Source organism: Bordetella tumulicola (assembly GCF_965138755.1).
In the GTDB taxonomy this organism is placed as follows: domain Bacteria; phylum Pseudomonadota; class Gammaproteobacteria; order Burkholderiales; family Burkholderiaceae_B; genus Bordetella_A; species Bordetella_A tumulicola.
In genome coordinates, this window is sequence record NZ_CBCSFP010000009.1 from 94691 (window position 1) to 118340 (window position 23650).

Annotated in this window: 22 protein-coding genes and 1 pseudogene; 6 read left to right on the forward strand and 17 right to left on the reverse strand. The window is 60.8% G+C overall.

The genetic code is table 11. From position 1 onward, the window contains the following. Positions 1–140: 140 nt before the first annotated feature. The 6 genes from ACNAZS_RS19670 to tyrS all read right to left on the reverse strand — a co-directional run bounded on the left by ACNAZS_RS19670 (position 141) and on the right by tyrS (position 6400). Entirely contained in the window at positions 141–761 is a 621-nt protein-coding gene (locus tag ACNAZS_RS19670; protein WP_415792192.1) for a riboflavin synthase, read from the reverse strand. Positions 762–821: 60 nt separating this feature from the next. Continuing rightward, positions 822–1985 (reverse strand): bifunctional diaminohydroxyphosphoribosylaminopyrimidine deaminase/5-amino-6-(5-phosphoribosylamino)uracil reductase RibD, encoded by a 1164-nt coding sequence (ribD, locus tag ACNAZS_RS19675; RefSeq protein ID WP_415792193.1) that lies wholly within the window; start codon positions 1983–1985, stop codon positions 822–824. Positions 1986–2079: 94 nt separating this feature from the next. Then, positions 2080–2559, reverse strand: a complete 480-nt coding sequence (gene nrdR / locus ACNAZS_RS19680) for a transcriptional regulator NrdR (protein ID WP_415792194.1) — start codon at positions 2557–2559, stop codon at positions 2080–2082. Positions 2560–2744: 185 nt separating this feature from the next. Beyond that, positions 2745–3989, reverse strand: coding sequence for a serine hydroxymethyltransferase (glyA, locus tag ACNAZS_RS19685; protein ID WP_415792195.1), 1245 nt, complete (start codon positions 3987–3989; stop codon positions 2745–2747). 497 nt (positions 3990–4486) lie between these two features. Further along, positions 4487–5140 carry a YbhB/YbcL family Raf kinase inhibitor-like protein gene (locus ACNAZS_RS19690; RefSeq protein ID WP_415792196.1) on the reverse strand — a complete coding sequence of 218 codons (654 nt, stop codon included), beginning with the start codon at positions 5138–5140 and terminating at the stop codon, positions 4487–4489. A 30-nt stretch (positions 5141–5170) separates the two neighbouring features. Continuing rightward, positions 5171–6400, reverse strand: a complete 1230-nt coding sequence (gene tyrS, locus ACNAZS_RS19695) for a tyrosine--tRNA ligase (RefSeq protein WP_415792197.1) — start codon at positions 6398–6400, stop codon at positions 5171–5173. A 307-nt stretch (positions 6401–6707) separates the two neighbouring features. Between tyrS and ACNAZS_RS19700 the strand changes: the two genes are divergently transcribed. From ACNAZS_RS19700 to ACNAZS_RS19710, 3 genes and pseudogenes are all read left to right on the forward strand, one after another. Next, complete coding sequence (locus ACNAZS_RS19700; RefSeq protein ID WP_415792198.1) at positions 6708–8111, forward strand: M23 family metallopeptidase; 1404 nt, start codon at positions 6708–6710, stop codon at positions 8109–8111. 21 nt (positions 8112–8132) lie between these two features. After that, positions 8133–8616: anhydro-N-acetylmuramic acid kinase (locus tag ACNAZS_RS19705; protein WP_415792199.1), on the forward strand; the 484-nt coding region annotated here is incomplete at its 3' end. 20 nt (positions 8617–8636) lie between these two features. After that, positions 8637–9272: pseudogene (locus ACNAZS_RS19710) on the forward strand (anhydro-N-acetylmuramic acid kinase); the annotation flags it as partial. 28 nt (positions 9273–9300) lie between these two features. On the opposite strand, the gene erpA reads toward ACNAZS_RS19710, so the two are convergent. From erpA to pmbA, 7 genes are all read right to left on the reverse strand, one after another. Then, complete coding sequence (erpA, locus tag ACNAZS_RS19715) at positions 9301–9669, reverse strand: iron-sulfur cluster insertion protein ErpA (protein ID WP_415792200.1); 369 nt, start codon at positions 9667–9669, stop codon at positions 9301–9303. A gap of 94 nt (positions 9670–9763) precedes the next feature. Next, positions 9764–10480 (reverse strand): DUF6776 family protein, encoded by a 717-nt coding sequence (locus tag ACNAZS_RS19720; protein WP_415792201.1) that lies wholly within the window; start codon positions 10478–10480, stop codon positions 9764–9766. Positions 10481–10570: 90 nt separating this feature from the next. Then, positions 10571–11635 (reverse strand): N-acetyl-gamma-glutamyl-phosphate reductase, encoded by a 1065-nt coding sequence (argC, locus tag ACNAZS_RS19725; protein ID WP_415792202.1) that lies wholly within the window; start codon positions 11633–11635, stop codon positions 10571–10573. A gap of 209 nt (positions 11636–11844) precedes the next feature. Further along, a complete protein-coding gene (gene rpsI, locus ACNAZS_RS19730; protein WP_415792203.1) occupies positions 11845–12237 on the reverse strand; it encodes a 30S ribosomal protein S9 in 393 nt (130 codons plus the stop codon). A 9-nt stretch (positions 12238–12246) separates the two neighbouring features. Next, positions 12247–12675, reverse strand: coding sequence for a 50S ribosomal protein L13 (gene rplM / locus ACNAZS_RS19735; RefSeq protein ID WP_415792204.1), 429 nt, complete (start codon positions 12673–12675; stop codon positions 12247–12249). 269 nt (positions 12676–12944) lie between these two features. Beyond that, the gene (locus ACNAZS_RS19740) at positions 12945–14042 is read right to left on the reverse strand and encodes a TRAP transporter substrate-binding protein (protein WP_415792205.1); all 1098 of its coding nucleotides are present in this window, start codon (positions 14040–14042) and stop codon (positions 12945–12947) included. A gap of 145 nt (positions 14043–14187) precedes the next feature. After that, positions 14188–15555 (reverse strand): metalloprotease PmbA, encoded by a 1368-nt coding sequence (gene pmbA, locus ACNAZS_RS19745; RefSeq protein WP_415792302.1) that lies wholly within the window; start codon positions 15553–15555, stop codon positions 14188–14190. A 70-nt stretch (positions 15556–15625) separates the two neighbouring features. On the opposite strand from pmbA, the gene yjgA reads away from it, so the two are divergent. Then, on the forward strand, positions 15626–16177 hold the full coding sequence (yjgA, locus tag ACNAZS_RS19750; RefSeq protein ID WP_415792206.1) for a ribosome biogenesis factor YjgA: 552 nt from the start codon (positions 15626–15628) through the stop codon (positions 16175–16177). Between the two features lie 55 nt (positions 16178–16232). Next, positions 16233–16919 (forward strand): alpha/beta hydrolase, encoded by a 687-nt coding sequence (locus tag ACNAZS_RS19755; protein ID WP_415792207.1) that lies wholly within the window; start codon positions 16233–16235, stop codon positions 16917–16919. A gap of 47 nt (positions 16920–16966) precedes the next feature. Here ACNAZS_RS19755 and ACNAZS_RS19760 read toward each other — a convergent pair whose 3' ends face one another. Further along, a complete protein-coding gene (locus tag ACNAZS_RS19760; RefSeq protein ID WP_415792208.1) occupies positions 16967–19420 on the reverse strand; it encodes a bifunctional acetate--CoA ligase family protein/GNAT family N-acetyltransferase in 2454 nt (817 codons plus the stop codon). Between the two features lie 122 nt (positions 19421–19542). On the opposite strand from ACNAZS_RS19760, the gene gltX reads away from it, so the two are divergent. After that, the gene (gene gltX, locus ACNAZS_RS19765; RefSeq protein ID WP_415792209.1) at positions 19543–20940 is read left to right on the forward strand and encodes a glutamate--tRNA ligase; all 1398 of its coding nucleotides are present in this window, start codon (positions 19543–19545) and stop codon (positions 20938–20940) included. Between the two features lie 78 nt (positions 20941–21018). On the opposite strand, the gene ACNAZS_RS19770 is transcribed toward gltX, so the two are convergent. The 3 genes from ACNAZS_RS19770 to ACNAZS_RS19780 form a co-directional block, all read right to left on the reverse strand. After that, positions 21019–22195: MFS transporter (locus ACNAZS_RS19770; protein WP_415792210.1), on the reverse strand; the 1177-nt coding region annotated here is incomplete at its 5' end. A gap of 114 nt (positions 22196–22309) precedes the next feature. Further along, positions 22310–22822 carry a hypothetical protein gene (locus ACNAZS_RS19775; protein WP_415792211.1) on the reverse strand — a complete coding sequence of 171 codons (513 nt, stop codon included), beginning with the start codon at positions 22820–22822 and terminating at the stop codon, positions 22310–22312. Positions 22823–23150: 328 nt separating this feature from the next. Next, the gene (locus ACNAZS_RS19780) at positions 23151–23612 is read right to left on the reverse strand and encodes an Lrp/AsnC family transcriptional regulator (protein WP_415792212.1); all 462 of its coding nucleotides are present in this window, start codon (positions 23610–23612) and stop codon (positions 23151–23153) included. Between the last annotated feature and the right edge of the window lie 38 nt (positions 23613–23650).

The following is a 23650-nucleotide window of genomic DNA, read 5'->3' on the forward strand; positions in this document are numbered from 1 at the left end:
TCCTTGAATCAAGCAAAGAATCATCAAAATCATGTGAACGCAGGTAATGCACGTTTCAGTGCATATCAAAATGGGCGCATGAAGGACGTCGCCGCACCATCAGCGCACGCGACGCGCGCTGATGGTGCGGCCATAGCGCATTAGGTCTGCGGTTTGGCGCTCAGCATGCGTTCCACGTAGCGCGCAATCGTATCGACTTCGAGATTGACGCGATCCCCTGATTTAACCGTGCGCAGTGTCGTTACGGCCTGCGTATGCGGAATCACGTTGATACTGATGTCGCAGCCATCGACCACATCGGTGACCCGATTCACGGTCAGGCTGATACCGTTGACGGTGATCGACCCTTTATAGGCCAGAAAGCGCGCCAAATGCGCGGGGACGCGAATCACGAGCTCTCGGGATTCCCCCACCTTATCAAAGCTCAGCACCTCACCCATGCCATCGACGTGACCCGATACGAGGTGGCCGCCGATCTGATCGCCGACGCGCAGTGACTTTTCGAGATTGACGTCGCCAGCGCGATCCAGGCCGACAGTGAGGTTCAGGCTTTCTCGCGAAACGTCGACCTGAAAACGCCGCGCTTGCAACGCAACCACGGTCATGCAGGCCCCTTGCACGGCGATCGAATCGCCAATGCCCACATCATCAAGATTAAGCTCGCCCGCCTCGATATCCAACCGTACACCCCCTTGTTGGGTGTCTGCCAAAGGCGCCAGGTGAACGATGCGGCCAACCGCCGCGACCAAACCAGTAAACATAGAATGGGTTTTCCTTCAGTATGGGGATTTACCCCTGTAGCTCGTCAGTGCGTTAACGCCTTATGCTTTTTGACTCATGATCGCATGATGCAGGGCCTGCCAGCGTGCGGCATCTCGTGCACGCAGGCGTAGATCCGCACCGACGCGCGCCACGTCGGTGAAAGCAAACCGGCGCGCGCTATCCAGATGTTCGATCATCGGTAATTTGAGCATGCCCGCCGCGTCACCCAGCAATACGGGTGCGAGATACACCAGCAACTCATCAACACAACCTGCCGAGACGAGCGCCCCACCCAGACCGGCACCGGCCTCGACGTGCACTTCGTTGATCTCGTGACGGCCCAGCCAATGCATCATGGCAGGCAAGTCGACACGATCGGCCACTGCCGAAGGCAGAGCAATGACGCGTACATTGCGCTGGGCCAAGCGTGCGGCTTTACCGGACGACGCGGCATCGGGCTGGGCGGTGAAGATCAGCGTTTCCACCCCGTCGACATGGGCACTGTCAAACAACAGGGCATTTTCGGGAACCTCGAAACGCCCATCGATAATCGCCCGACGAGGGGGACGCGTGGTGGACACACTGCGTACGTTGAGTCGCGGGTTGTCTTTGAGCAGTGTCCCCATTCCTGTCAAGACGATGCAACTGCGTGCGCGCCAGGCATGGCCATCGGCACGGGCGTCTTCACCGGTAATCCATTGCGATACACCGTTATGCAGGGCACTGCGCCCATCGAGCGATGCAGCCATTTTGACCCAGACCCAGGGCGTGCCACGGCTCATGCGGGCAACAAATCCCGCATTGATTTCCAGGGACTCTTCGGTGCAAACGCCCGTGATCACGGAGATGCCGGCTGCTTGCAAACGCGCCAGGCCTTGGCCGTTGACTTGAGGGTTCGGGTCACCCATGGCGATCACGACGCGAGCGGGCTGCGCAGCGATCACCGCATCGACACAGGGTGGCGTGCGCCCAAAATGGCTACACGGCTCAAGGGTCACATATAGCGTGGCGTCCCGGACAGATTCGCCGCGTACGGCGGCGTCGCGCAGGGCGCAGATCTCGGCATGCGGCCCGCCTGGGGGCTGAGTGGCCCCTTCGCCAAGGATGCGGCCGTCTCGCACGATGACGCAGCCCACCCTGGGGTTGGGGGTCGTCGTGTTCATCACGCCGCGGGCCAGCGCCAGCGCGTGGCGCATCCATTTGATGTCGTCGGTGTCGGTCATTGAAGTCACGCCTGCAATTGTATGCTCGGCGTGTGTAATCTACACGGTGCGCTGTGTCCCGATACGGCGTGCCGCGCTCGGGGCGTCGGCCGGATTATTTGCGACGCAATTTGCCAGGCAGCATGGGGCCCTGCATTTCTCGAATGGCTTCGACGAATTCGCCGATGTCTTCGAAATTTTTGTAGACGGAGGCAAAGCGCACGTAGGCGACTTTGTCGAGTTTTTTGAGCTCGACCATGACAAGCTCACCAATGCGCTCGGTCGAGATCTCGCGCTGACCACTGGCAAGCAGGGTTTCTTCGATGCGGGCGACGACGCTGTCGACCTCGCCGGTGCTGATGGGGCGTTTGCGCAGGGACAGGGACAGGCTGGCGCGCAGCTTGGAGGCGTCGTAATCACTACGACTGCCGTTGCGCTTGACCACGGACGGCATAGCCAACTCGATGCGCTCGTAGGTGGTGAAGCGTTTGTCACAGGCCGGACAACGGCGGCGACGGCGAATGGTATCGCCTTCTTCGGATACCCGGCTATCTACCACCTGGGTATCGGCATTGCCGCAGAATGGGCATTTCATGATGCGTCCCCCAGCTCAACTCAGTCGCCGTATTGTAATGACGCTTGCAGGGTTATGCGGTGCAAGCGATGCAAATATACGCCAGGAGACGACGCGGCCAAGCTGGCCGGGTCCGCTTTTGGCGGATGGTTCAGCTTGGCCCAAGGCTGTGGCGCCGGGTTTAAGCGGGCGCCAGCGAGCGCTTTTTAGCCGTATACCGGCAGACGCGCGGTCAGTTCGTTGACGCGGGCGCGGACGGCAGCGATGTTGGCTTCGTCACGCGGATTGTCGAGCACGTCGGCGATCAGGTTGCCGGTGAGCTCCGCGTCGGCTTCGGTGAAACCACGGGTGGTCATGGCCGGCGTGCCCAGACGAATACCGCTGGTCACGAAGGGTTTTTCGGGATCGTTGGGGATGGCGTTTTTGTTGACGGTAATGTGTGCTTGGCCCAGTACGGCTTCGGCTTCTTTGCCGGTGATGCCCTTGGGGCGCAGGTCGACCAGCATGAGGTGGCTTTCGGTGCGACCTGACACGATACGCAGCCCACGCTTGACCAGGGTTTCGGCCAGGACTTTGGCGTTTTTGGCGACTTGTTCGGCGTACTGTTTGAATTCGGGCTGGAGGGCTTCCTTGAAGGCGACGGCCTTGGCGGCAATGACGTGCATCAAAGGGCCGCCCTGTATGCCGGGGAAAATCGCGGAATTGATGATTTTCTCGTATTCAGCCTTCATCATGATCACGCCACCACGCGGGCCGCGCAAGGATTTGTGCGTGGTGGAGGTGACGAAGTCGGCGTGCGGGAAGGGATTGGGGTAGACGCCACCGGCGACCAGACCGGCGTAGTGCGCGATGTCGACCATCAGCAGCGCGCCATTGTCGTGAGCAATCTGTGCCATGCGCTCGAAGTCAATGCGCAGGGCGTAGGCCGATGCGCCAGCGACGATGAGCTTGGGTTTGTGTTCTTTGGCGAGTTGTTCGACTTGTTCGTAGTCGAGGACTTCGTCGGCGTCCAGACCGTAGGAGACGAAGTTGTACAGTTTTCCGGAGGCGTTGACGGAGGCGCCGTGGGTCAGGTGACCGCCTTCGGCCAGGCTCATGCCCAGCACGGTGTCGCCCGGCTTGAGGACGGCCATGTAGACGCCCTGGTTGGCCTGGGAGCCGGAGTTGGGCTGGACGTTCGCGGCTTCGGCGCCAAAGATTTCTTTCAGGCGATCGATCGCGAGTTGCTCAACCACGTCGACGTATTCGCACCCACCGTAGTAGCGTTTGCCCGGGTAGCCTTCCGCGTATTTGTTGGTCAGTTGCGTGCCTTGGGCTTGCATGACAGCGGGGCTGGCGTAGTTTTCCGAAGCGATCAGCTCGATATGCTGTTCCTGGCGGACGTCTTCTTTCTGGATAGCGGCCCAGACGTCGGGGTCTACCTGGGACAGGGTCAGTTTGCGGTCGAACATGGAGGTTCCTGAGGCGTAAGGATGGGAATGACGGATGACTAGTAGTTTACCGCGACAGGAGTGCTTGCGTTCTGGCCTAGCCTGTTGATTTTCCGCAAAATCCGGCTGGGAGAGACGTCAATAGCGGGCAATGTCGATCGACTTGCGGGAGGGCTCAATTTGAGTATGAGGAGATTTCATGCAGAGGATTTGACGCGGGGGAGGCTGTCTCTCTCTGTAAGGCGTTTCTGTCGGGTGTAAAGGCTACGCTGGCCCTTTGAGCGTCGGGCAGCCCCGCGNAGCGGGGCCGAGGCCCCTGGTTGGGCCGAGCCGACGCGATTGGGCCAGCGTAGCCTTTACACCCGACAGAAACTCACAGTGATTGCTTGCCTCCTTGTGCTCGATCCGGGCTCACTGCTGGTGTTTGCCTTGTGCTCTCTACCTCAGCTCGCCGCTGTGCTGCGACCGCAGCATGCCTGGGGAAGGCATGCTTTGCCTGACGGGCAATGTGTTGATTGTCAGGTGGCGGTGCTGCCGATCTGTTTGGGGGCCAGGTCGGGGTTGAGGGTGTAAGTGCCGGTCAGGCTGGATTGGGCCAGGATGTGGCCCTGCATGGCCTTTAGGACGTCGTTACCGTTGAAGTTGCCTTGTACGCCGAGTTTGGGGACATCCAGGGCATACAGAGTAAAGACGTAGCGATGGAGGATCTCATCGTTCCAAGGGGGGCACGGGCCATCGTAGCCGAAGTAATCGCCATTCATGTCGCGGTCGGCGGCGAACCAGGTGGTGTAGTCGTTGATCCCTTGGCGCGCGTCGTTGGGAGCCAGGGGGCCACCTTTGCCGCGCGGTGTGATGCCGTTGGAGAAGGTGCCTTCGCCGATTTCGCGCAGCTCGGCGTCGAGGTCGATCAGGACCCAATGGAAAAAGTCTACGCGCGACAGGCTGGCGGGAACGGTCCGTCCTTCCAGATTGACGTCGTCGGGTTTGGAGGGCACGTCGGGATCGTGGCAGATCAGGACGAACGATTGGGTGCCGTCGGGAACCTCGCCCCAGGAGAACTGGGGATTGAAGTTTTCCGCGAGGGCGACGTGCGACTGGTCGTCGATCTTGCCGAATGCGTAGCGATCGGGAATCGACTCGTTATCGGAAAAAGATAAACTCGAAAGTTTCATGTCGTACTCCAGCAAGGCGTTGGGCGCTTCTTACCCAGCCAAGTTAACACGAGCGAACTTCCGCTTGCCTACTTGGATGACATAAGAACCGGCTTGTAATTGCAACGATTTGTCTTCGATCCGATCGCCGTTGACGCGTACGCCACCTTGTTCGACGTTACGCTGTGCTTCGGCGCCGGAGGCGACGAGTCCGGCTTCGCGCAGAACTTTAAGGATACCAAGCGGAGCGCCGGCGACGTTGACTTCGGGCATGTCCTCCGGCACGACGCCATCACGAAAGCGCGCCTGGAAGTTGGCCAGCGCGGATTCGGCGGCCTGTTTTGAGTGGAATCGGGCGACGATTTCCTGGCCCAGGGCGAATTTGATGTCGCGCGGGTTGGCGCCGGCGTCGATGCTGGCTTTCAGGGCTGCGATGTCGTCGAGCGAGCGGAAGGAGAGCAGCTCGAAGTAGCGCCACATGAGGACGTCGGAGATGGACATCAGTTTGCCGAACATGGAGTCGGGGCTTTCTGAGATGCCGATGTAGTTGCCCTTGGATTTGGACATTTTTTCGACGCCGTCGGTGCCTTCGAGCAGTGGCATGGTCAGGACGCACTGGGGGGCCTGGCCGTATTCTTTTTGCAATTCGCGGCCGACGAGCAGGTTGAATTTCTGGTCGGTGCCACCGAGTTCGAGGTCGGATTTCAGGGCAACGGAGTCGTAGCCTTGCATCAAGGGGTACAGGAATTCGTGTACGGCGATAGGCACACCGGTTTTGAAGCGCTTGGTGAAGTCGTCGCGCTCCATCATGCGGGCGACGGTGTAGCGCGAGGCGAGTTGAATCAGACCGCGCGCACCCAGGGGGTCGCACCACTCGGAGTTGTAACGAATTTCAGTACGGGCCGGGTCGAGGACAAGGCTGGCCTGGGCGTAGTAGGTTTTGGCGTTGGTTTCGATTTGTTCGCGCGTAAGTGGCGGACGGGTCGAGTTGCGACCACTGGGATCACCAATGGTGGAGGTGAAGTCGCCAATCAGAAAGATGACGTTGTGGCCCAGGTCCTGCAGTTGACGCATCTTGTTCAGCACCACCGTGTGGCCCAAGTGGATGTCGGGCGCGGTGGGATCCAACCCGAGCTTGATGCGCAGCGGTACGCCGGTCGCACGGCTCTTGGCCAGCTTGCGGGCGAACTCGGATTCGACGAGCAATTCGTCACATCCGCGCTTGGCGACGCGCAGGTCGGCTTCGACTTCGGGGGTAATGGGGGCTTCGGGTTGGGACATGTCAGGGGCCGGACGGGCAAAAAAAAGACCAGGGGAAGACGGAAAGTTGCAAAAAACCTGTAAAAACTAACAACTTAGCCTGAAAATCAGTCGAAAATTCTAGCTGAATCAGCTAGGATACGACGCTAATCATACGCAACTGCATGCATTATGACGTTTATTGCAGTTGCGACCCGGCAAAACACCCGTTGTTTACTAGATGCCTCTCGAGGCGCCGGCGTGCTGTGTATTTCTTGTACGTCCAGGCGCAGGTGCGGTTTACGTGCAAGCATCCTGGAAACACCCCCGAAAGAAAGGTTTTATATTGATGGATCGTGGCTCTAACAGTCCGGCTGATCGCTCCGCAAGTAGCGCCGCCGCCCTGTCTCGCCCCGAGTCGTCCGGCCGCGTCGGTCTCTTGCGCCGCACGTTGCTGGTTACCACCATTGGATTGTTCGCAGGCGCTGCCGCTTTAGGTATGGTCAAGCCCGACCGCGCCGATTTGCCGGCTGCGCGTCAGATTCAAAGTCTCATGCCGCTGAGCGCCAACCAGGTTCACGTCAGCACTGACACGAGCGCTGCGCCATTTATCAGCGAAACACGTATCCGCTCTGGTGACACGCTGGCGTCGGTTCTGCGACGGCTGGATATCGACTCCCCCGGTTTGCTGCAGTTTTTGACCCGCGAGCGCAGTGCCCGCAGTATTTACAAGCTGTATCCCGGCCGCGCGGTTCAGGCCGCCACCGATGCCCAGGGCAAGTTGGCCTGGCTGCGTTATATCCACACCCCCGGCGAAGAAAACGACGGTCAGGTCACGACCAAAATGCTGTTGGTGACGCCCACGCAGGACACTTACGCGGCCCGCGAGATCAGCGACAGCACGGATATGCAAACCCGTGTCGCCGTGGGCACGATTCGTTCTTCGTTGTTTGGCGCGACCGATGAGGCAGGCATCCCTGACTCGGTCACGCAACAGATGGCGGATGTGCTAGGCGCCAAGATCGATTTTCTGCGCGATATTCGCCCGGGAGACCAGTTCCGCGTGGTGTACGAGGCTCGGTCGCATCAGGGCCGCTACGCCGGTGCGGGACGCTTGCTGGCGGTAGAGTTCATAAACAAGGGCAAGATACATAACGCGGTATGGTTCAGCGCGGACGGCAAGTCAGGCAATTACTATGGCTTTGACGGGGTCAGCCTGCGCGGCGCTTTTCTGCGCACGGCACTGAAGTTCTCGCGGATCAGTTCTACTTTTGGCATGCGCATGCACCCGATTCACAAGACGTGGACGGGGCACAAGGGCGTGGATTACGCGGCACCCACGGGTACTCCTGTGCACTCGACGGCGGATGGCACGGTGGAGTTCGCGGGCTGGAAAAATGGTTATGGCAATGTCGTCATCGTCAAGCACTACGGCGAGTATTCGACCTTGTACGCACACCAAAGCCGTATTGCTTCCGGCGTCAAACCGGGTGTCAAGGTGTCGCAAGGCGAATTGATCGGCTATGTAGGATCTACCGGCTGGGCGACAGGTCCGCACTTGCATTACGAATTCCGTATTGACGATCAACCCGTCGACCCGCTGGCCGCCGACTTGCCGATTTCCCGACCGCTCGAGCCCGAGGAAGCGCGCCAGTTCCAGGCAGCGACCCAGGTCTACAAGCAGCAACTTCAGTTGCTGACGCATTTGCAGCAGACGTTACCCGAATCCAGCACCAATGTCGCCAGCCGCTAACGCGGCCCTTGAGCTTTACCTATGCCTGAACCCCGCGGCTCGCACTCCCCCACGTCCAGCCGCCTGTTTGTGGGCCTGATGTCTGGCACCAGCATGGATGGCGCGGATGGCGTGCTGGTCGAACTGGCGTCCGGGCAGCGCCCCAATGTCCTGGCGACGGCCTCGCTGCCCATGCCGGACACACTGCGCGGAGAGCTGTTCGCCCTGAACCAATGTGGGGATAACGAATTGCACCGGGCCGCGTTGGCCAGCCAGGGGCTGGCCAAGCTATACGCAGACACAGTGCACACCTTGTTGGCTCAGGCCCAACAGCCCTCCACGGCCATCGCCGCGATTGGCGCGCATGGACAAACCGTGCGCCATCGACCAGAGCTGGGCTATACCTCGCAGCTCAATGCGCCGGCCTTGCTGGCCGAGTTGACGGGTATAGATGTGGTGGCGGATTTTCGTAGTCGGGACGTAGCCGCTGGCGGCCAGGGTGCCCCGCTGGTGCCACCCTTTCATGNGGCGATGTTCACATCGCCNCACCCACGTGCCGTATTGAATCTTGGCGGTATTGCCAATCTAACGCTGCTGACGCCAGGCGAGCCCCCTCGTGGGTTTGATACCGGCCCGGCTAACGTTTTGCTGGATATGTGGTGCCAAAGGCATACCGGACAGCCATACGATGCCGACGGCCGGTGGGCCGCGACAGGACAGGTGCAGCCCGCATTGTTGGAGGTTTTGCTATCTGGCGAACCATGGTTGGCGCTCTCGCCCCCGAAATCGACGGGTCGCGATCTGTTCAATGCGGCGTGGTTGGATCAACGCCTGCATAGTGACGATAGCGACGGCCAAATCGCGCCACAGGATGTGCAGGCGACGCTACAACGCTTTACCGCCCGTACCGTGGTGGATGCGCTGGAGGCCAGTGCGCCCGCCACACACGATGTACTGGTGTGCGGCGGCGGCGCCCGCAATCCGGGATTGATGCGCGAATTGGCGATCTGCTTGCAACGACCCGTGCAGACCACGGATAGCGTCGGCGTACCCGCACAATGGGTCGAAGCCATGGCATTTGCATGGCTGGCACAGGCCTTTCTGGATCGAATTCCGGCGGGAGTGCCGGACGTCACGGGCGCGCGAGGCCCCCGTGTACTGGGCGCGCTGTATCCCGCCTGATGGTCTCAGGCGGGCCGCCTGCCGAGACTTATACCGAAAACGACGAACCGCAGCCGCAGGTGGTACTGGCGTTGGGGTTGCGAATCACAAACTGGGCGCCTTCGAGATCTTCTTTGTAGTCGATCTCTGCACCTACCAGGTACTGGAAGCTCATGGGATCAACCAGCAATTGGACGCCATCCTTGTCCAACACGGTGTCGTCGTCGTTGACGGCTTCGTCAAAGGTGAAGCCATACTGAAAGCCCGAACAGCCGCCGCCTTGCACGAATACGCGCAATTTCAACTCGGCGTTGCCTTCTTCGGCCAACAGGTCCTTGACCTTGGCTGCCGCGGAATCAGTGAAAATCAACGGCGTCGGCGGCGCCTGGAGATCGACGGTTTCGGTTACTGCGTTCATGGTGGAGCTCCTGGCCGGGAACGGCCAAATCACATATTAAGTCGGCGCACCTAGCGCCATGATGGGTCCATAGTAGCGCACACACGCCCAGGGTTCAAAATGCTAGTTTGATCGTACGGGATGCACGCACGGTCGTGCCCTCGAGAACGCTGACGGTTACGGTATCGGGGACGAATCCCTCGGGCAGCGCGAGCACGCCTTCGCTGCGTTGGTATTGCTCGAATTTCAGGGCCAGAGAGCCGCCTTCGGCGGCCTCGTCGTCCTGCGAGGCGGCTTTCTTGTCGGTAGCGTCGGCGGAGGTGAACTGCATCGGCACCAAATCCACAGAAACGGTATCCCCCTTGAGCAGTCCCACTGCCTGAAAGCGCAACGCGCCATCAAACGGGGCCCCGCCGTTGCGGCCACTGCGCATCAACAACACACGGTATTTCAGGCCCTGTCCGTCGCGCTCGACTTCGGCGCCGCGGATCTCGACAGCCCCCTCGGGTCCCGGCGGCAGCAGCTGCTCAAAGAACGCCAAACGGTCACGAACTCGCCCCAGCTCGTCCTGGCTGGATGTCAATTGGACTTCGAGCTCTTTACGCGCGGCGCGCTCGACGGCAATCTCGCCATCGGCGGTGTCGAGCTGCGCCCGCAAAAAGCGGCTTTCTGCCTGGCTCTGGCGCACGGCGGCGTCTTGGGCGGCGATTTGCTCTGCCGTGATGACAACGCTGGGCGCTCGTATCACGGATTGGCGTGCGTATTGGTAGCCCGCGACCGCGCCTAGCCCCAAGCCGATTAGCAAGGTGCAGAGCACGATGAACCATCGCATGAGGGAGCCGGAACGGTGCTCTGGTGGGGATTCGGAAGCAGATTGCATCAGGCGACCGGACCGACTCCAGCGAGCCGGCCCAGCGTGGGCTTAGGGCAGGATGGCGACCTGATCGAGCCCGGCGGATTCCGGCAGGCCAAACATCAAGTTCATATTTTGTACGGCCTGGCCCGATGCGCCCTTGACCAGATTGTCCTGGATGACGAGCACAATGAGCAAATCGCCATTGTCGGGACGTTGCACAGCAATGCGCAGGGTGTTGGACGCGCGCACCGACCGGGTTTCGGGCAAGCTGCCCGCCGGCATGACATCCACAAAGGCCTCGTCGGCATAACGCTTTTCATAGAGCGCCTGAAAATCGGTGTCCATCGCTTCAGGGCGAATGCGCGCGTACAGCGTCGAGAACATGCCACGAATCATAGGCACGAGATGCGGTACGAAGGTCAGGCCGACCTTGCCGCCGGCGAGTTTTTCAAGCTGCTCGGTGATTTCAGGATGATGCCGATGGCCCGCCACCCCGTATGCCTTGAAGTTGTCGCTGGCCTCGGAGAACAAGGTGCTGACCTCGGCCTTGCGCCCTGCCCCCGACACACCTGACTTGCAGTCCGCAATCAGGGTCTGCGTATCGACGAGTTTGGCGCCGTTTTCGATCAAGGGGGCCAGACCCAACAGGACGGTCGTGGGATAACAACCGGGATTGCCGATGACACGGGCGTTGGCGACGGCCTCACGATTGAGCTCGACCAGGCCATACGTGGACTCGGCCAGGATATCGGGGCACGAATGCGGCATTTTGTACCAGCGTTCGAACGTGGCGATGTCCTGCAGACGGAAGTCCGCGGCCAAATCGATGATGCGCGTGCCGGCGGCCAGCAGCTCTTGTGCCTGGGCCATTGCCACGCCATGCGGCGTGGCAAAAAACACGACATCGCAATCGACCAAATTGGCTTTTTCGGGCGTGGTAAACGCCAGACTCACATGACCGCGCAGGTTGGGGTACATATCAGCGACAGGCAATCCGTCTTCTTTGCGAGACGTAATGGCAGTCAGCTCGACATGGGGATGCTGCGACAACAAGCGCAGCAATTCGACGCCGGTATAACCGGTACCGCCAACAATGCCAACCTTGATGCGGGAATGGGGTGCGTGAGCCATGGTGAAGGGTTTCCGTAGAACGAAAAATGATTGTATCGCTAACACATGACACAATCAGCCGAAGACATCGCGGATGAACGCTGGCCGTGGACCGTATACCGCGCCAAAACGTGCGAATACGCCGACCTGAAACAACAAGCCCCTGTAAAAACAGGGGCTTGTTGTTTGGCCAACCAGAGCCGCTTGCGCGGCCTGGAAGAACAAGGCGATTAGCGCTTGCTGAACTGCTTGCGCCGACGGGCCTTGCGGAAGCCGACTTTCTTACGTTCGACTTCGCGGGCGTCACGGGTGACGAAGCCAGCTTGCGACAGCGCGGGCTTGAGCGCCGCGTCGTAGTCGATCAAAGCGCGAGTGATGCCGTGACGGATCGCGCCGGCTTGGCCGGTTTCACCGCCGCCGTGCACGTTGACTTTGATGTCGAACGATTCCAGGTGGCTAGTGAGATCGAGCGGCTGACGCACGATCATGCGACCCGTTTCGCGGGCGAAAAATTCGTCGACGGGCTTGCCGTTAACAACGATGTTGCCCGAACCTTTTTTGATGAAGACACGAGCCACCGAGGTTTTGCGACGGCCGGTTCCGTAGTTCCAGTTACCGATCATGGCGTTTCCTTAGATATCCAGCGGCTTGGGCTGCTGAGCGGTGTGCGGGTGCTCGGCACCGGCGTACACCTTGAGTTTCTTGATCATGGCGTAGCCCAGCGGACCCTTGGGCAGCATGCCCTTGACGGCCTTCTGGATGGCGCGGCCGGGAAAACGCTGCTGCATTTTCTCGAAGTTCGTTTCACGGATACCGCCCGGGTAGGTGGTGTGACGGAAGTACTTCTTGTCTTGCGTCTTGTTACCCGTAACGACGATGTCAGCGGCGTTGATGATGACGATGTAATCGCCCGTATCAACGTGCGGCGTGAATTCAGGTTTGTGCTTGCCACGCAGACGACGTGCGACTTCGCTGGCCACACGACCGAGGACTTTGTCCTTGGCGTCGATCACAAACCAGTCACGCTGGACTTCATGCGGCTTGGCCACAAAGGTCTTCATGATTGGTTCCTAAAAGGTAAAAATTTCCCTTGCCAGAAGAGCCTGGCAAGACTTTTTCCTCGTTCCGTTGTGCGTTGAGCCATCATCTGCCACCTGACCGGGGAAAGTCCCTGCCCTGATGATTCGCTGATGGACCCGCGGCTGGCCTAAGCGTTATTACCCGCCCGTGCTACCAACCGGAATAAGGGAAAGCTGACAATTCTAGCATGACTGCTCAAATAATGCACAACCGGCCCCGCGGGGCCGGTTGTGTTCAAGCGACAATCCGATTACTTCTTGGACGACATGGCCACGCCGAGATATTGGTCGTAGGACCCTTCGGCCAGACGGAACCAGGGCACGATGCTGTCGCGGAAACCCATGTAGTTGTCGTACAAAGCCTTGAATTGCGGGTCTTTGTCGGAAAACTCTTTGTAGACCGTCTGGGCGGCCGCATAGGACGCGTCCATGACCGAACGTGGGAACGGGCGCAGCTCGGCACCGGCGGCGATCAGCTTGCGCAGGGCGCCGGGGTTGAGCGCGTCGTAGCGGGCGGTCATGGCGACGTGCGCGACGCGGCTGGCCGCCTCGACGATGGCCTGGTAGTTCTTGGGCAGCCCCCCCCAGGCACCTTCGTTCAGATACAACGAGACCTGCGGGCCGCCTTCCCACCAGCCCGGGTAGTAGTAGTACTTAGCGACCTTGTTAAAGCCGAGTTTTTCATCATCGTAGGGGCCAACGAACTCGACGGCGTCCAGCGTGCCCTTTTCGAGCGACGGGTATACGTCGCCACCAGCCAGTTGCTGGGGCACCACGCCCAAACGGGACAGGACTTCGCCCGCAAAACCAGCGGTGCGCATTTTCAGGCCCTTGAGGTCTTCGACCGTCTTGATTTCCTTGCGATACCAGCCGCCCATTTGCACGCCGGTATTGCCCATCGGAAAGTTGACGATTTTCTGCGGCTTGAACATTTCGCGGGTCAGCTTCATGCCGTCGCCGTCGAACATCCAAGCGTTCATTTGACGGGCGTTCAGGCCAAAAGGCACGGCCGCGTCAAAGCAGAATGCGGGATTTTTGCCGTAGTAGTAGTACGAAACGGTGTGACCGCATTCGATGGTGTTATTGGATACGGAGTCCATCACCTGCAAAGCCGGGACAATCTCGCCGCCGGGGAATTGGCGGATGGTGAATTTGCCACCCGTGGCTTCGCTGACGAACTTGCAGAAGATTTCGCCCGTGCCGTACAGCGTATCCAGGCTGCGCGGAAAGCTGGACGCCATGCGCCAGTTCAGGGTGGGCGCATCTTGCGCGAATACCGGCGCGGCAACCGCGGCGCTGCCCGCGACAGCCCCCAGGCCGGCTTGTTTCAAAAAGGAACGGCGTTGCATGTGATTGGCTCCTCGAAGGCAACTCGTTATGGGATATCGCAGGCGATATTGGGCGGATATTACACGTTGTTATATCCGCGCTGTACAGGGGTTTGCCTGCCCCACAGGCCAGCAAACCCACGGTTTGACTATTCTTGATGGATCGTCAAACCCCCGCGATCGCCATTTGCTCGATCAGGATAGAGCCCGTGCGCTTGGTCCCACGGGCGATGGTATCGGCCCCCACAGCCACGATCTGGCGAAACATGTCCGCCAGATTGCCGGCGATCGTGATCTCTTGTACGGCGTGCTGAATTTGACCGTTTTCAACCCAATAGCCAAATGCGCCGCGCGAGTAGTCGCCGGTGACGTAATTGACGCCCTGGCCGATCAGTTCGGTCACCAGCAGGCCAGTGCCGAGCTTGCGCAACATGGCGGCGAAATCGTCATCGGCCCGCGTCAGGCGGGATGACAAAGTCAGATTGTGCGATCCCCCCGCGTTGCCTGTCGTGGCCATGCCCAGTTTGCGCGCGGTATAGGTGGACAGGAAATAGCCCTCGAGCACACCGGCGGCCACCACGCTGCGGGCCTGGGTACGTACCCCCTCGTCATCAAAAGGCGAGCTCCCCATGCCGCCCGGCACGTGCGGATCTTCGGCGATATCGATGTGTTCGGGGAAAATGGGTTTGCCCAGCGCATCGAGCAGAAAGCTGGCCTTGCGATACAGGGCGCCACCGCTCGTGGCCTGGGTAAACGCGCCCAACAAGCCCAGCGCCAAGGGCGCCTCGAAGAGCACCGGAAATTTTCCGGTACGGATGCGCTTGGCCGACAAGCGCGACAAGGTCCGTTCGGCAGCGTAACGGCCGATCGCCTCGGGTGACGCCAGGCGGGCGGGATCGCGCTCCGAGGTGTACCAGTAGTCGCGCTGCATGTTGTTGCCACGCCCGGCAATGGGGGCTACCGACAGGCTATGGCGCGAGTATGGATACCCGCCCAGAAAGCCCCGGGTGTTACCCATGACGAACTGACCCTCGTAGGTTCCCACCGTCGCGCCGTCAGTATTGGTGATACGGCGGTCCACTGCACCGGCGGCGTGCTCAGCGCGCAAGGCCAGCTTGGCCGCCTGCTCGGTGGTGATGGGCCACGGATAATGCAGCGCCAGATCGGGGATCTCGGTCGCCAGTAGCTCGGCATCGGGCAGGCCAGCGGCGGGATCGGCTGCCGTATGGCGAGCGATGTGCCAGGCGGCCTCCACCGTCTGCCGCAAGGCGGCTTCGGAGAAATCGGAGGTCGAGGCCGAACCCCGGCTTTGACCGGCGTAGACGGTCAGATCCAGTGAGCGGTCACGGGTTTGTTCGACGGTTTCGATGTCGTTTTTACGCACCGACACCGAAAGCCCCAGGCTTTCGGAGACCTCGGCGACGGCGTCGCTGGCGCCGATCTGGCGCGAATACGCCAGGACTTGTTCGACCAGTTCGCTGAAACGCGCGTGGTTCGCAGCCAGGGCAAGGGAGGAGGTAGGAGTATTGACCATTGCAGTCCAGTGAGCAGAGACGGTTATCATAGCTAACTCTACGTTGATGCTGTTCCCTATTGCGGTTCTCATGACTTCCACCATCCCTGATCCAGCCTCCGAGGCCGAACTCGACGAAAACGGCTACGACCGTCCCAGCAAGTCTCAAATCAAGCGAGACATGCACGCGCTGCTCGATTTGGGCAAACAATTAATTGAGTTGTCGGCTGATCGTCTGAAGCAATTGCCTCTGTCTGAGCGCCTGTACGAGGCGATCCGCCTGGCACAGCGGACCCCTAGCCGCGAAGGCAAACGCCGACAAACCCATTTTGTAGGCAAGCTGATGCGCGACGCGCCGGCCGACGAAATCCGCGCGCAACTGGACGTCTGGGAAAACGGCTCGCGCGAAGAAACCGCCGCCATGCACCGGCTGGAAACGCTACGCGACCGGTTGCTCACCGACGACGACGCGCTAACGGAATTGCTCAATGCGCATCCCGACGCCGATGCGCAGGCATTGCGCGCCACCATTCGCGCCGCCCGCAAAGAGGCTCAGGGCAACGCCGCCCTGCAACCCGGACAAGAGCCACAGCGCAAGCACTATCGCGCACTGTTTCAGGCGTTAAAGGCGTTGTCAGCCTGATTCTGACGCCCCCTGCCGCCTGCCCTCAACCGCCCTTACGTTTTCGATTCTAGCCATGACCGCATCCCCCGCCCTGCTGGACTGCCTTGAAATGCAGACTGCCCCCAATCCGACTCACGCCGTGATCTGGCTGCACGGGCTCGGTGCCGACGGCAACGATTTTGCACCTATCGTGCCCGAGTTGCGATTGGCTGATAGCCCGGCAGTGCGCTTTGTGTTTCCGCATGCGCCCGTGCAACCGGTCACCATCAATGGCGGGATGGCGATGCGGTCCTGGTACGACATTCTCGTCACGGATCTCGTGCGACAAGAAGACGCCGCCGGTATCCGGCAATCCGAAGCCGCCGTGTGGGCGTTGATTGCTCGCGAAAACGCACGTGGCATTCCGACGTCCCGCATTGTGCTGGCGGGATTTTCGCAGGGCTGCGCAATGACACTGCACACGGGGTTGCGACTGGAAGAAAAGCTGGCCGGAATGATCGGCTTGTCGGGCTATCTGCCGCTGCTGGAGACGGTCGCAACGCAACGCCACGAGGCCAACGCCCACACACCGATTTTCCTGGCGCACGGGACCTTTGACCCGGTGGTCGCCCTGCCCCGTGCCCAAGCCTCGTTGGCGCACCTGCAGTCGCTGGGCTACGACGTGCAGTGGCACACCTACCCCATGCCGCACTCGGTATGCGCGCCAGAGATCAATGATATTGCCGCGTTCTTACGTACCGTGTTGACCGCCGACGCTTAAAAGGCGCGGCCACACCGCAAGCATCCCGCCCGCGGGCTTGGGCCTCATCACGCTGTCGGCCCCAAACCCAGCCACACGCGCCGCATCGAAGGATCGTCCGGATCCGGATCGTTGGTGAATCCCAATCGGGTCATCAGCGTCAGCATGGGGCGATTGCTCGCCAACACCAATCCGTCGATGTACTCAAGCCCTTGTTCGCGCGCCGCGTCGATCAGGGCCTGCATCAGTTGACCGCCCAAATGACGGCGTTGCCAATCATCTCCAATCACCAGGGCGTACTCTGCCCCTCGCCCATCCGCATTACGTAAATAGTGAGCGAAGCCGATGATGATCTCGCGCGGATGGCCCCGGTTTTCAGGGTTTGGCACAAAGGTCGTCGCCACGAGCGCCAGCTCGCGGTGATAGTCGATTTGCGTATAACGCGCGACCATACGCGGAGTGAGTTCGCGCATCATGGACACGAAGCGCATATAGCGCGACCGCTCGGACAATCCTCGAATGAATTCCTGTAGCGTCTGCCCGTCTTCGGGACGAATAGGACGGATCGTCCATTGTGCTCCGTCATCAAACTCGCGCCGGTGCACCAAGCGGACCGGATAGGGGTGAATCGCCATATGCGGATAGCCGCTGGTCTGCGGCGCGGCGCTCACGGCATCGGAGCACAACGTGATGCGCACTTCCTCGGCGCGCAGTTGTGACTCGCCCGCATAGAGCGGATCGAGATCCAGCGACTCGATGTCCGGTAATTCAGAAATGATCTCGGAGACATGGACCAAGGCTTGCTGCAGGGCTTCAGCCGCCGCAATACTGAGTTGCGAGACGAGCACGCGCTGCCAAACGCGACTGCGCTCGATCAACTGACGCGCGAGAAAGCCATTGAGCGGCGGCAAATCCCTGCCGCGGTCGGCCCCCGCGAACAACAAGGCATCAGGCCCCCCTGCGCCGAACTGAATAATCGGCCCGAAGTTCGGATCGCGCCGCACGCGGATCGCCATCGGCCGGGACTCCGGTTCGCCCGGCAACACCCCCGGCGGAAAATCCCGCAGCGGAACATAAAAGGCGTCCAGCACCGTGCGACATTCGGCGGCCGACAAGTTCCGCCGTCCCGTCGCGCGCGCACCCTCAAGCACAAGACGCGCACGCTCCACATCCGGTAGACGACTGGGTGGCTCCGGCGGCAACGTTTGCAGCAATAGCTGCTGGTTGTAGTAATGCGAGGACAGCACGCCGAAGGCGTCGGCGGCAGACTCTGGTGTGCGAAACGCGGGCGTCCCGGCATCGTCAAGCATGCGACGCAACGGCCGCATTTCCGCATCACCCATAAAGCAACTGACCACCGGCTTGCGTGCCTTGGGCGCAAACTGCGCGAGTTGACGCGCAACGGCGGACAAATCCGCCAGGGCATCGGGCGCCAACAACACCAGGACGCCATCCACGCCTTGATCGTCAATCAGACTATCGAGCATGCTCTGAATGCGCTGGGGAGTCAGTGGGACAAAGGTGATCACGGGGTTGTCAGTTGCCGCATCGGGCTCAAGCTGCTCTACCAGCGAGCGTCGCGTGGCAGGGGTCAGCTCGGCGCGCAACATCGCCGTGTCGGGGCCGATGAGATCCAGCGCCAATTGCGGCGGGCCGCTGCCATTAGACAGAATGGCCACCTGTCGGCCACGCGGTCGACGCGTGTAGCCCAACACTTTGACCGCGGAGAACAACTGCACGAAATAACGCACGCGCACCGCCCCCGCGCGCCGCAAGGCGGCATCGAGCGCGGCGTCACTACCCGGGGGGCCCTCTCGCCCGGCCTTGAGCACGATCACAGGCTTGACGCTGGCGGCCGAGCGCAGTGCGCTCATGAACTCACGGGCCACCCCCACGTCCTCAAGGTAAAGCACGATACTGTCGGTTCGGGGGTCGCTGGCCAGAAAGTCCAATACCTGTGCCAGGCGCACCGAGGCTTCGTCCCCGAGCGAAATTGCCGTAGAAAATCCGATATGTACGTCATCCGCCCAGTCCATCACGGCAGCGGTGATGGAACGTGATTGCGTAACGAGCGCGACTCGTCCCGACCGTGCGAGAGACGGGTGTTGACTGAAATTCAGCCCCTCGTGCGGACGCTGTATTCCAAACGCGCGAGGGCCCAGGAGCACACAGCCGGTTTCTTCGGCCCAACCACGACACAACGCCAGGGTACCGCCCGGATAAGGATCGGGTAGTTCGTGGGGCAACACAATCGCCGCGCGCGGGCGCAAAGGGGTCAAGCGGCGCAGGATATCCGGCAAGATGGCGGGTGATACGCACACCAGCGCCAAATCCGGGCGCTGCCCGGCCGCCAGGCCCTGGCAACCCTCTGGCAATTGAGGCGCCAACCCCGGCTGTACATCGACCTGAGTCGTGCGTGCGCGTAATTCGGCGCGCAAATGATCGGCCACAGGCAAGGGCCGATCGGTCACGATCAACAGAGATTGGGGGTCGAACAGCGGGGCGAGAGCGTGTCTCAACATGGGCGAATCCAGCGCTATTCTAAAATAGGTCCATCGTAACAAGACGGCTGCGTGATCGCCACGATTGCGCGCCAAGTTTCCCACCCTCTGGGCGGGACCTGCCACGCCTTTTTCTGCTGACTATGACATCGACCCCTATTCGCACCCGTTTTGCCCCCTCGCCCACGGGTTTCCTGCACCTGGGCGGCGCACGCACCGCGCTGTTTTCCTGGGCGTTCGCGCGCCATCACCAGGGCGTATTCGTACTGCGTATCGAAGACACCGACCTGGAGCGTTCCACGCCCGAGGCCGTGCAGGCGATTCTGGACAGCATGGACTGGCTGGGCATGCAGCCTGACGAAGGCCCGTTCTATCAAATGCAGCGCATGGATCGCTATCGCGAGGTCGTCGCACAGATGCTGCAAGCGGGCACGGCCTACTACTGCTACAGCTCTCCCGAGGAAGTCGAGCAAATGCGCGAAGCCGCACGTGCCCAAGGATTGAAACCGCGTTACGACGGCACATGGCGTCCCGAGCCGGGTAAAACGCTGCCTCCCGTTCCCGAGGGCCGCAAGCCCGTGGTGCGCTTTAAAAATCCGCAGGAGGGCGCCACCGGCTGGAATGACATGATCAAGGGACCCATCAGCTTTGACAATAGCGAGCTCGACGACCTGATCATTGCGCGGCCCGACGGCACACCCACCTATAACTTCTGCGTGGTCGTCGACGACTGGGATATGGGCATGACGCACGTATTGCGCGGGGACGATCACGTCAACAACACGCCACGCCAGATCAACATTCTGCGTGCCCTGGGCGCAACGCTGCCTGAATATGGTCACGTGCCGATGATTTTGGGTCCCGACGGCGAAAAGCTGTCCAAGCGCCATGGCGCGGTCAACGTCATGGAATACGACGCGCAAGGCTATCTGCCCGAGGCGATGATCAACTATCTGGCCCGCCTGGGCTGGAGCCACGGTGATGACGAGCTCTTTACGCGCGAGCAGCTGGTGCAGTGGTTCGACACCGATCATCTGTCCAAATCGGCATCTCAATGGGACCCTAAAAAGCTGAACTGGGTCAACGCGCATTACATCAAGCAAATGGACAACGACGAGTTGGCCACCCGGGTCGCACCGCGCATTGAAAAGCGTGGCGGCAACCCCGCCGCCATTGACTTGCCTGCCGTGGTGGGATTGCTGAAGGATCGCGCTGAAACGCTGGAACAGCTCGCCGAATCAGCCATGCTGTTCTGCAAACCCTTTGCACCCGCGGCCGCTGAACTGATCGAACAACACCTGACACCGGCTGCTCGCGAGGCCCTTGCCGACTTTGCGCAGCGCGCCGCCACGACCGACTGGACACGCGAAGGCATCTCGGCGCTGATCAAGTCCGTGCTGGCGGATCGCGGCATGAAAATGCCGCAATTGGCGATCCCGTTGCGGGTGGCCGTGGTGGGCCAGACGCAGACACCGGCAGTCGATGCCGTGCTGGCCTTGATCGGAAAAGACACCGTGCTGCAACGTCTGTCGGCTGTCTAAATCATAAAAGTCGGCGCGCTGCCTGCAAACCGCCCGGCTTGCAGGCAGCGCAAACGACGGCGCGTCGACGGCCGGCCTTTAGGCCGTTATCCCGCTGGACTTTGCTCGCGTGTGCCGCTGCAACGCCCAGGCAAAACCCGCACCCAGTAACGGCAACAAGACGGCCGACGTACCGAACAAGACAGCGGCGCCGGCTGCGTCCACGAATACACCGGCCAGCGCCACGCCCACCGCCTGCCCCAAGAAGAGACATGAGGCAAACCAGGCGACGGCCGTCCCGCGTGCCGAGGGCACCATTTGTGTCGCGTGCGTTTGCAGCGTGGCATGCAGCAAGTAATAACCAAAACCCGCCACCAGACTGGCGCCCAGCGCCCATCCCCATGATGGCCCCAACCAGTACGCCATAAACGCCAGGCCTAGCACCAGTCCGCCCGATTTCACGAGGCCGCGCTCACCGAGCCAGCGCAATACTTGCCGCGCCACCAGGGTATATAGCAAACCGCCCACGGCATACACCGCCACGACGGCGCCTGCCGCCGTCAGCGACAAACCGAACTGGTCATGTAAATACGTCGGCACAAATGCCAGGGCACCAAATACCAGCAGGCCTTCCAGAAATACGGTCGCCAGGATCACTCGCGCCCAAGATACGCCGAACACCGTACGCACCTGCGCCACGAATCCATGTCGGGCAACAGGCACGCCCGCTGTCTCAGGGCCCGCCTGCTCGTCAGGCTGAGCGGGCGCCGCCGCGTCCTGTCTCTGAACCTCACGCCACAGCATCGTCCCGACGATCACATAGCCTGCCGCCAGCGCGCCAAAGGCCCAACGCCAGCCTATCGTGTCGGTAAACACACCGCCCGCCACTTGGCCCAATGACATGCCCAATATAGTGCCGGTCAGGAACCGCGCCAACGTGGTCTGCCGCTGTTCGTAGGGCACGTTGTCGCCAATCCAGGCCATTGACAAGGGCACAATACCTGCCCCGGCCGCACCTGATAACGCCCGGCACACGATCAACATATCCAGGTCGGAAGCCAGCACGGCTCCTGCACTGCCAATGGCGCAGGCAAAGGTTGCGATGGCCACCACGCGAAACTTGCCATAGCGATCGCCCATGGGCCCGAAGAACATTTGCAGCAGGCCATACGCGACCGCAAACGCCGTGACCGTCACGCCCGCCTGTCCCGTCGACGTGCCAAACTCGGCCGCCAGGCGAGGCAACATGGAATCACAGATACGCATGGCGGTGGCGNNGGCGAAAGACGCCAGCGCCAGCAAGAGAATCGATCGGTTTTGAGCGCTTAGAGAGGCCATCCGTGCCGCGTTATGTCCATGTCAGAAACTCACTATGCGGCCCAATACCGCCTTAATCGGGCAAACGATAACCCGGTTGCATCCGCCGTGCCGTGATGACCTGTCCGCCACTGCGCAACTCGCGCAGCGTCAAGCGCGCAGGTTCGGCCTTTTCGAGGCGATAGCGATTCTGATAAATGGGATCCTCGGTATCGACCGGCTCACCATAGGACTTCGTCGTCTGCAAGGTGAGGACACCATCTGCCATTTGCCAGCAACCGGCTTCGCGCAGGCCCGGCCGAATACGTTTACCGACTTTCACTTGCGAGTCATAGGCCATAGAGCCGTCAGCGGCCAACACGATCAGCGCCCGGAAATCGCCGGCCACGCCGCGTGGTCGGGTATTGGATTGCCATGTACCGATCAGTTTGCTGCCCGCCTCGGCGGGCTGGCACTTCACGGCCACCATCCCGGCAGGCTCGGCCAACGCCTGCTCGATCGGAACCGACTTACGCACCGCACACCCAGCCAAAATCAACGCGGCACCCGATACAGCGAGACCGCGATACCACCACACACTCTTCATCACATCCTCGAACTGCGCATATCGCCCGCCTGCGGGGCAAACTAGGCATACACATTTGCAGGTGGGACTCTAATGACGACGGACCAAGGATGCAATGCAGCAATTTCAGGAATGCGGCGTAGAAGCAACAGAGTCTGAAACAATCGTTGAATGCCATCGTATGGCAGCGCGGAAAATAAACAGGGGCAGCTTACGAGACAATAGGTGCTACTTGGGCAGCCATGACCTTGTCCCCTGGCAAACACATCACGTCACAACCGCAAAATGACGGACATGACATGCCACCACACGCGTACCCAACCCGCCCTGCCTCAGGGGCTGCGCCGCATCAGGCAGCGTCCAGCGGTAAACGAAACTCGTGCTTGATCTCGCGCAGCGCCACAATAGTACGCGTTTGGCGAATGCCTGGCAGGTTGAACAGAAAGCGATGCAGAAACCGATCATAGGCCTCGGGGTTCTCCACCAGTATCTTGAGCAAGAAATCGGAATCTCCCGTCACCGCATAGCACTCCAGGATCTCAGGCGCATTGCGTACCGACCGCTCGAAATGCTCCACCGTGGCGGCCGAATGCCGCTCGAGGCTGATTTGCGCAAACATGCATCCCTGCAAACCGACCTTGGTGCGATCAACCTGCGCGGCGTACCCCTGAATCACGCCCGCCGCCTCCAGCGCCTTGACGCGACGCCATACCGGCGCCGTCGACAAGCCCACCAGCTCGGACAATTGCTGTGCCGACGCGCGGCCGTCTTCTTGCAAGGCGCGCAGGATGCCTATGTCGGTCTTGTCCATTTGCCTTTCCTTTTACTCAAAACGAAATGTTTATTTCG

What these genes read in the sequence shown, in the direction of transcription:
- ACNAZS_RS19670 (WP_415792192.1), bottom strand. Translation starts at nt 761, where the DNA reads ATGTTTACTGGTTTGGTCGCGGCGGTTGGCCGCATCGTTCACCTGGCG.
- ribD (WP_415792193.1), bottom strand. Translation starts at nt 1,985, where the DNA reads ATGACCGACACCGACGACATCAAATGGATGCGCCACGCGCTGGCGCTG.
- nrdR (WP_415792194.1), bottom strand. Translation starts at nt 2,559, where the DNA reads ATGAAATGCCCATTCTGCGGCAATGCCGATACCCAGGTGGTAGATAGC.
- glyA (WP_415792195.1), bottom strand. Translation starts at nt 3,989, where the DNA reads ATGTTCGACCGCAAACTGACCCTGTCCCAGGTAGACCCCGACGTCTGG.
- ACNAZS_RS19690 (WP_415792196.1), bottom strand. Translation starts at nt 5,140, where the DNA reads ATGAAACTTTCGAGTTTATCTTTTTCCGATAACGAGTCGATTCCCGAT.
- tyrS (WP_415792197.1), bottom strand. Translation starts at nt 6,400, where the DNA reads ATGTCCCAACCCGAAGCCCCCATTACCCCCGAAGTCGAAGCCGACCTG.
- ACNAZS_RS19700 (WP_415792198.1), top strand. Translation starts at nt 6,708, where the DNA reads ATGGATCGTGGCTCTAACAGTCCGGCTGATCGCTCCGCAAGTAGCGCC.
- erpA (WP_415792200.1), bottom strand. Translation starts at nt 9,669, where the DNA reads ATGAACGCAGTAACCGAAACCGTCGATCTCCAGGCGCCGCCGACGCCG.
- ACNAZS_RS19720 (WP_415792201.1), bottom strand. Translation starts at nt 10,480, where the DNA reads ATGCGATGGTTCATCGTGCTCTGCACCTTGCTAATCGGCTTGGGGCTA.
- argC (WP_415792202.1), bottom strand. Translation starts at nt 11,635, where the DNA reads ATGGCTCACGCACCCCATTCCCGCATCAAGGTTGGCATTGTTGGCGGT.
- rpsI (WP_415792203.1), bottom strand. Translation starts at nt 12,237, where the DNA reads ATGATCGGTAACTGGAACTACGGAACCGGCCGTCGCAAAACCTCGGTG.
- rplM (WP_415792204.1), bottom strand. Translation starts at nt 12,675, where the DNA reads ATGAAGACCTTTGTGGCCAAGCCGCATGAAGTCCAGCGTGACTGGTTT.
- ACNAZS_RS19740 (WP_415792205.1), bottom strand. Translation starts at nt 14,042, where the DNA reads ATGCAACGCCGTTCCTTTTTGAAACAAGCCGGCCTGGGGGCTGTCGCG.
- pmbA (WP_415792302.1), bottom strand. Translation starts at nt 15,555, where the DNA reads ATGGTCAATACTCCTACCTCCTCCCTTGCCCTGGCTGCGAACCACGCG.
- yjgA (WP_415792206.1), top strand. Translation starts at nt 15,626, where the DNA reads ATGACTTCCACCATCCCTGATCCAGCCTCCGAGGCCGAACTCGACGAA.
- ACNAZS_RS19755 (WP_415792207.1), top strand. Translation starts at nt 16,233, where the DNA reads ATGACCGCATCCCCCGCCCTGCTGGACTGCCTTGAAATGCAGACTGCC.
- ACNAZS_RS19760 (WP_415792208.1), bottom strand. Translation starts at nt 19,420, where the DNA reads ATGTTGAGACACGCTCTCGCCCCGCTGTTCGACCCCCAATCTCTGTTG.
- gltX (WP_415792209.1), top strand. Translation starts at nt 19,543, where the DNA reads ATGACATCGACCCCTATTCGCACCCGTTTTGCCCCCTCGCCCACGGGT.
- ACNAZS_RS19775 (WP_415792211.1), bottom strand. Translation starts at nt 22,822, where the DNA reads ATGAAGAGTGTGTGGTGGTATCGCGGTCTCGCTGTATCGGGTGCCGCG.
- ACNAZS_RS19780 (WP_415792212.1), bottom strand. Translation starts at nt 23,612, where the DNA reads ATGGACAAGACCGACATAGGCATCCTGCGCGCCTTGCAAGAAGACGGC.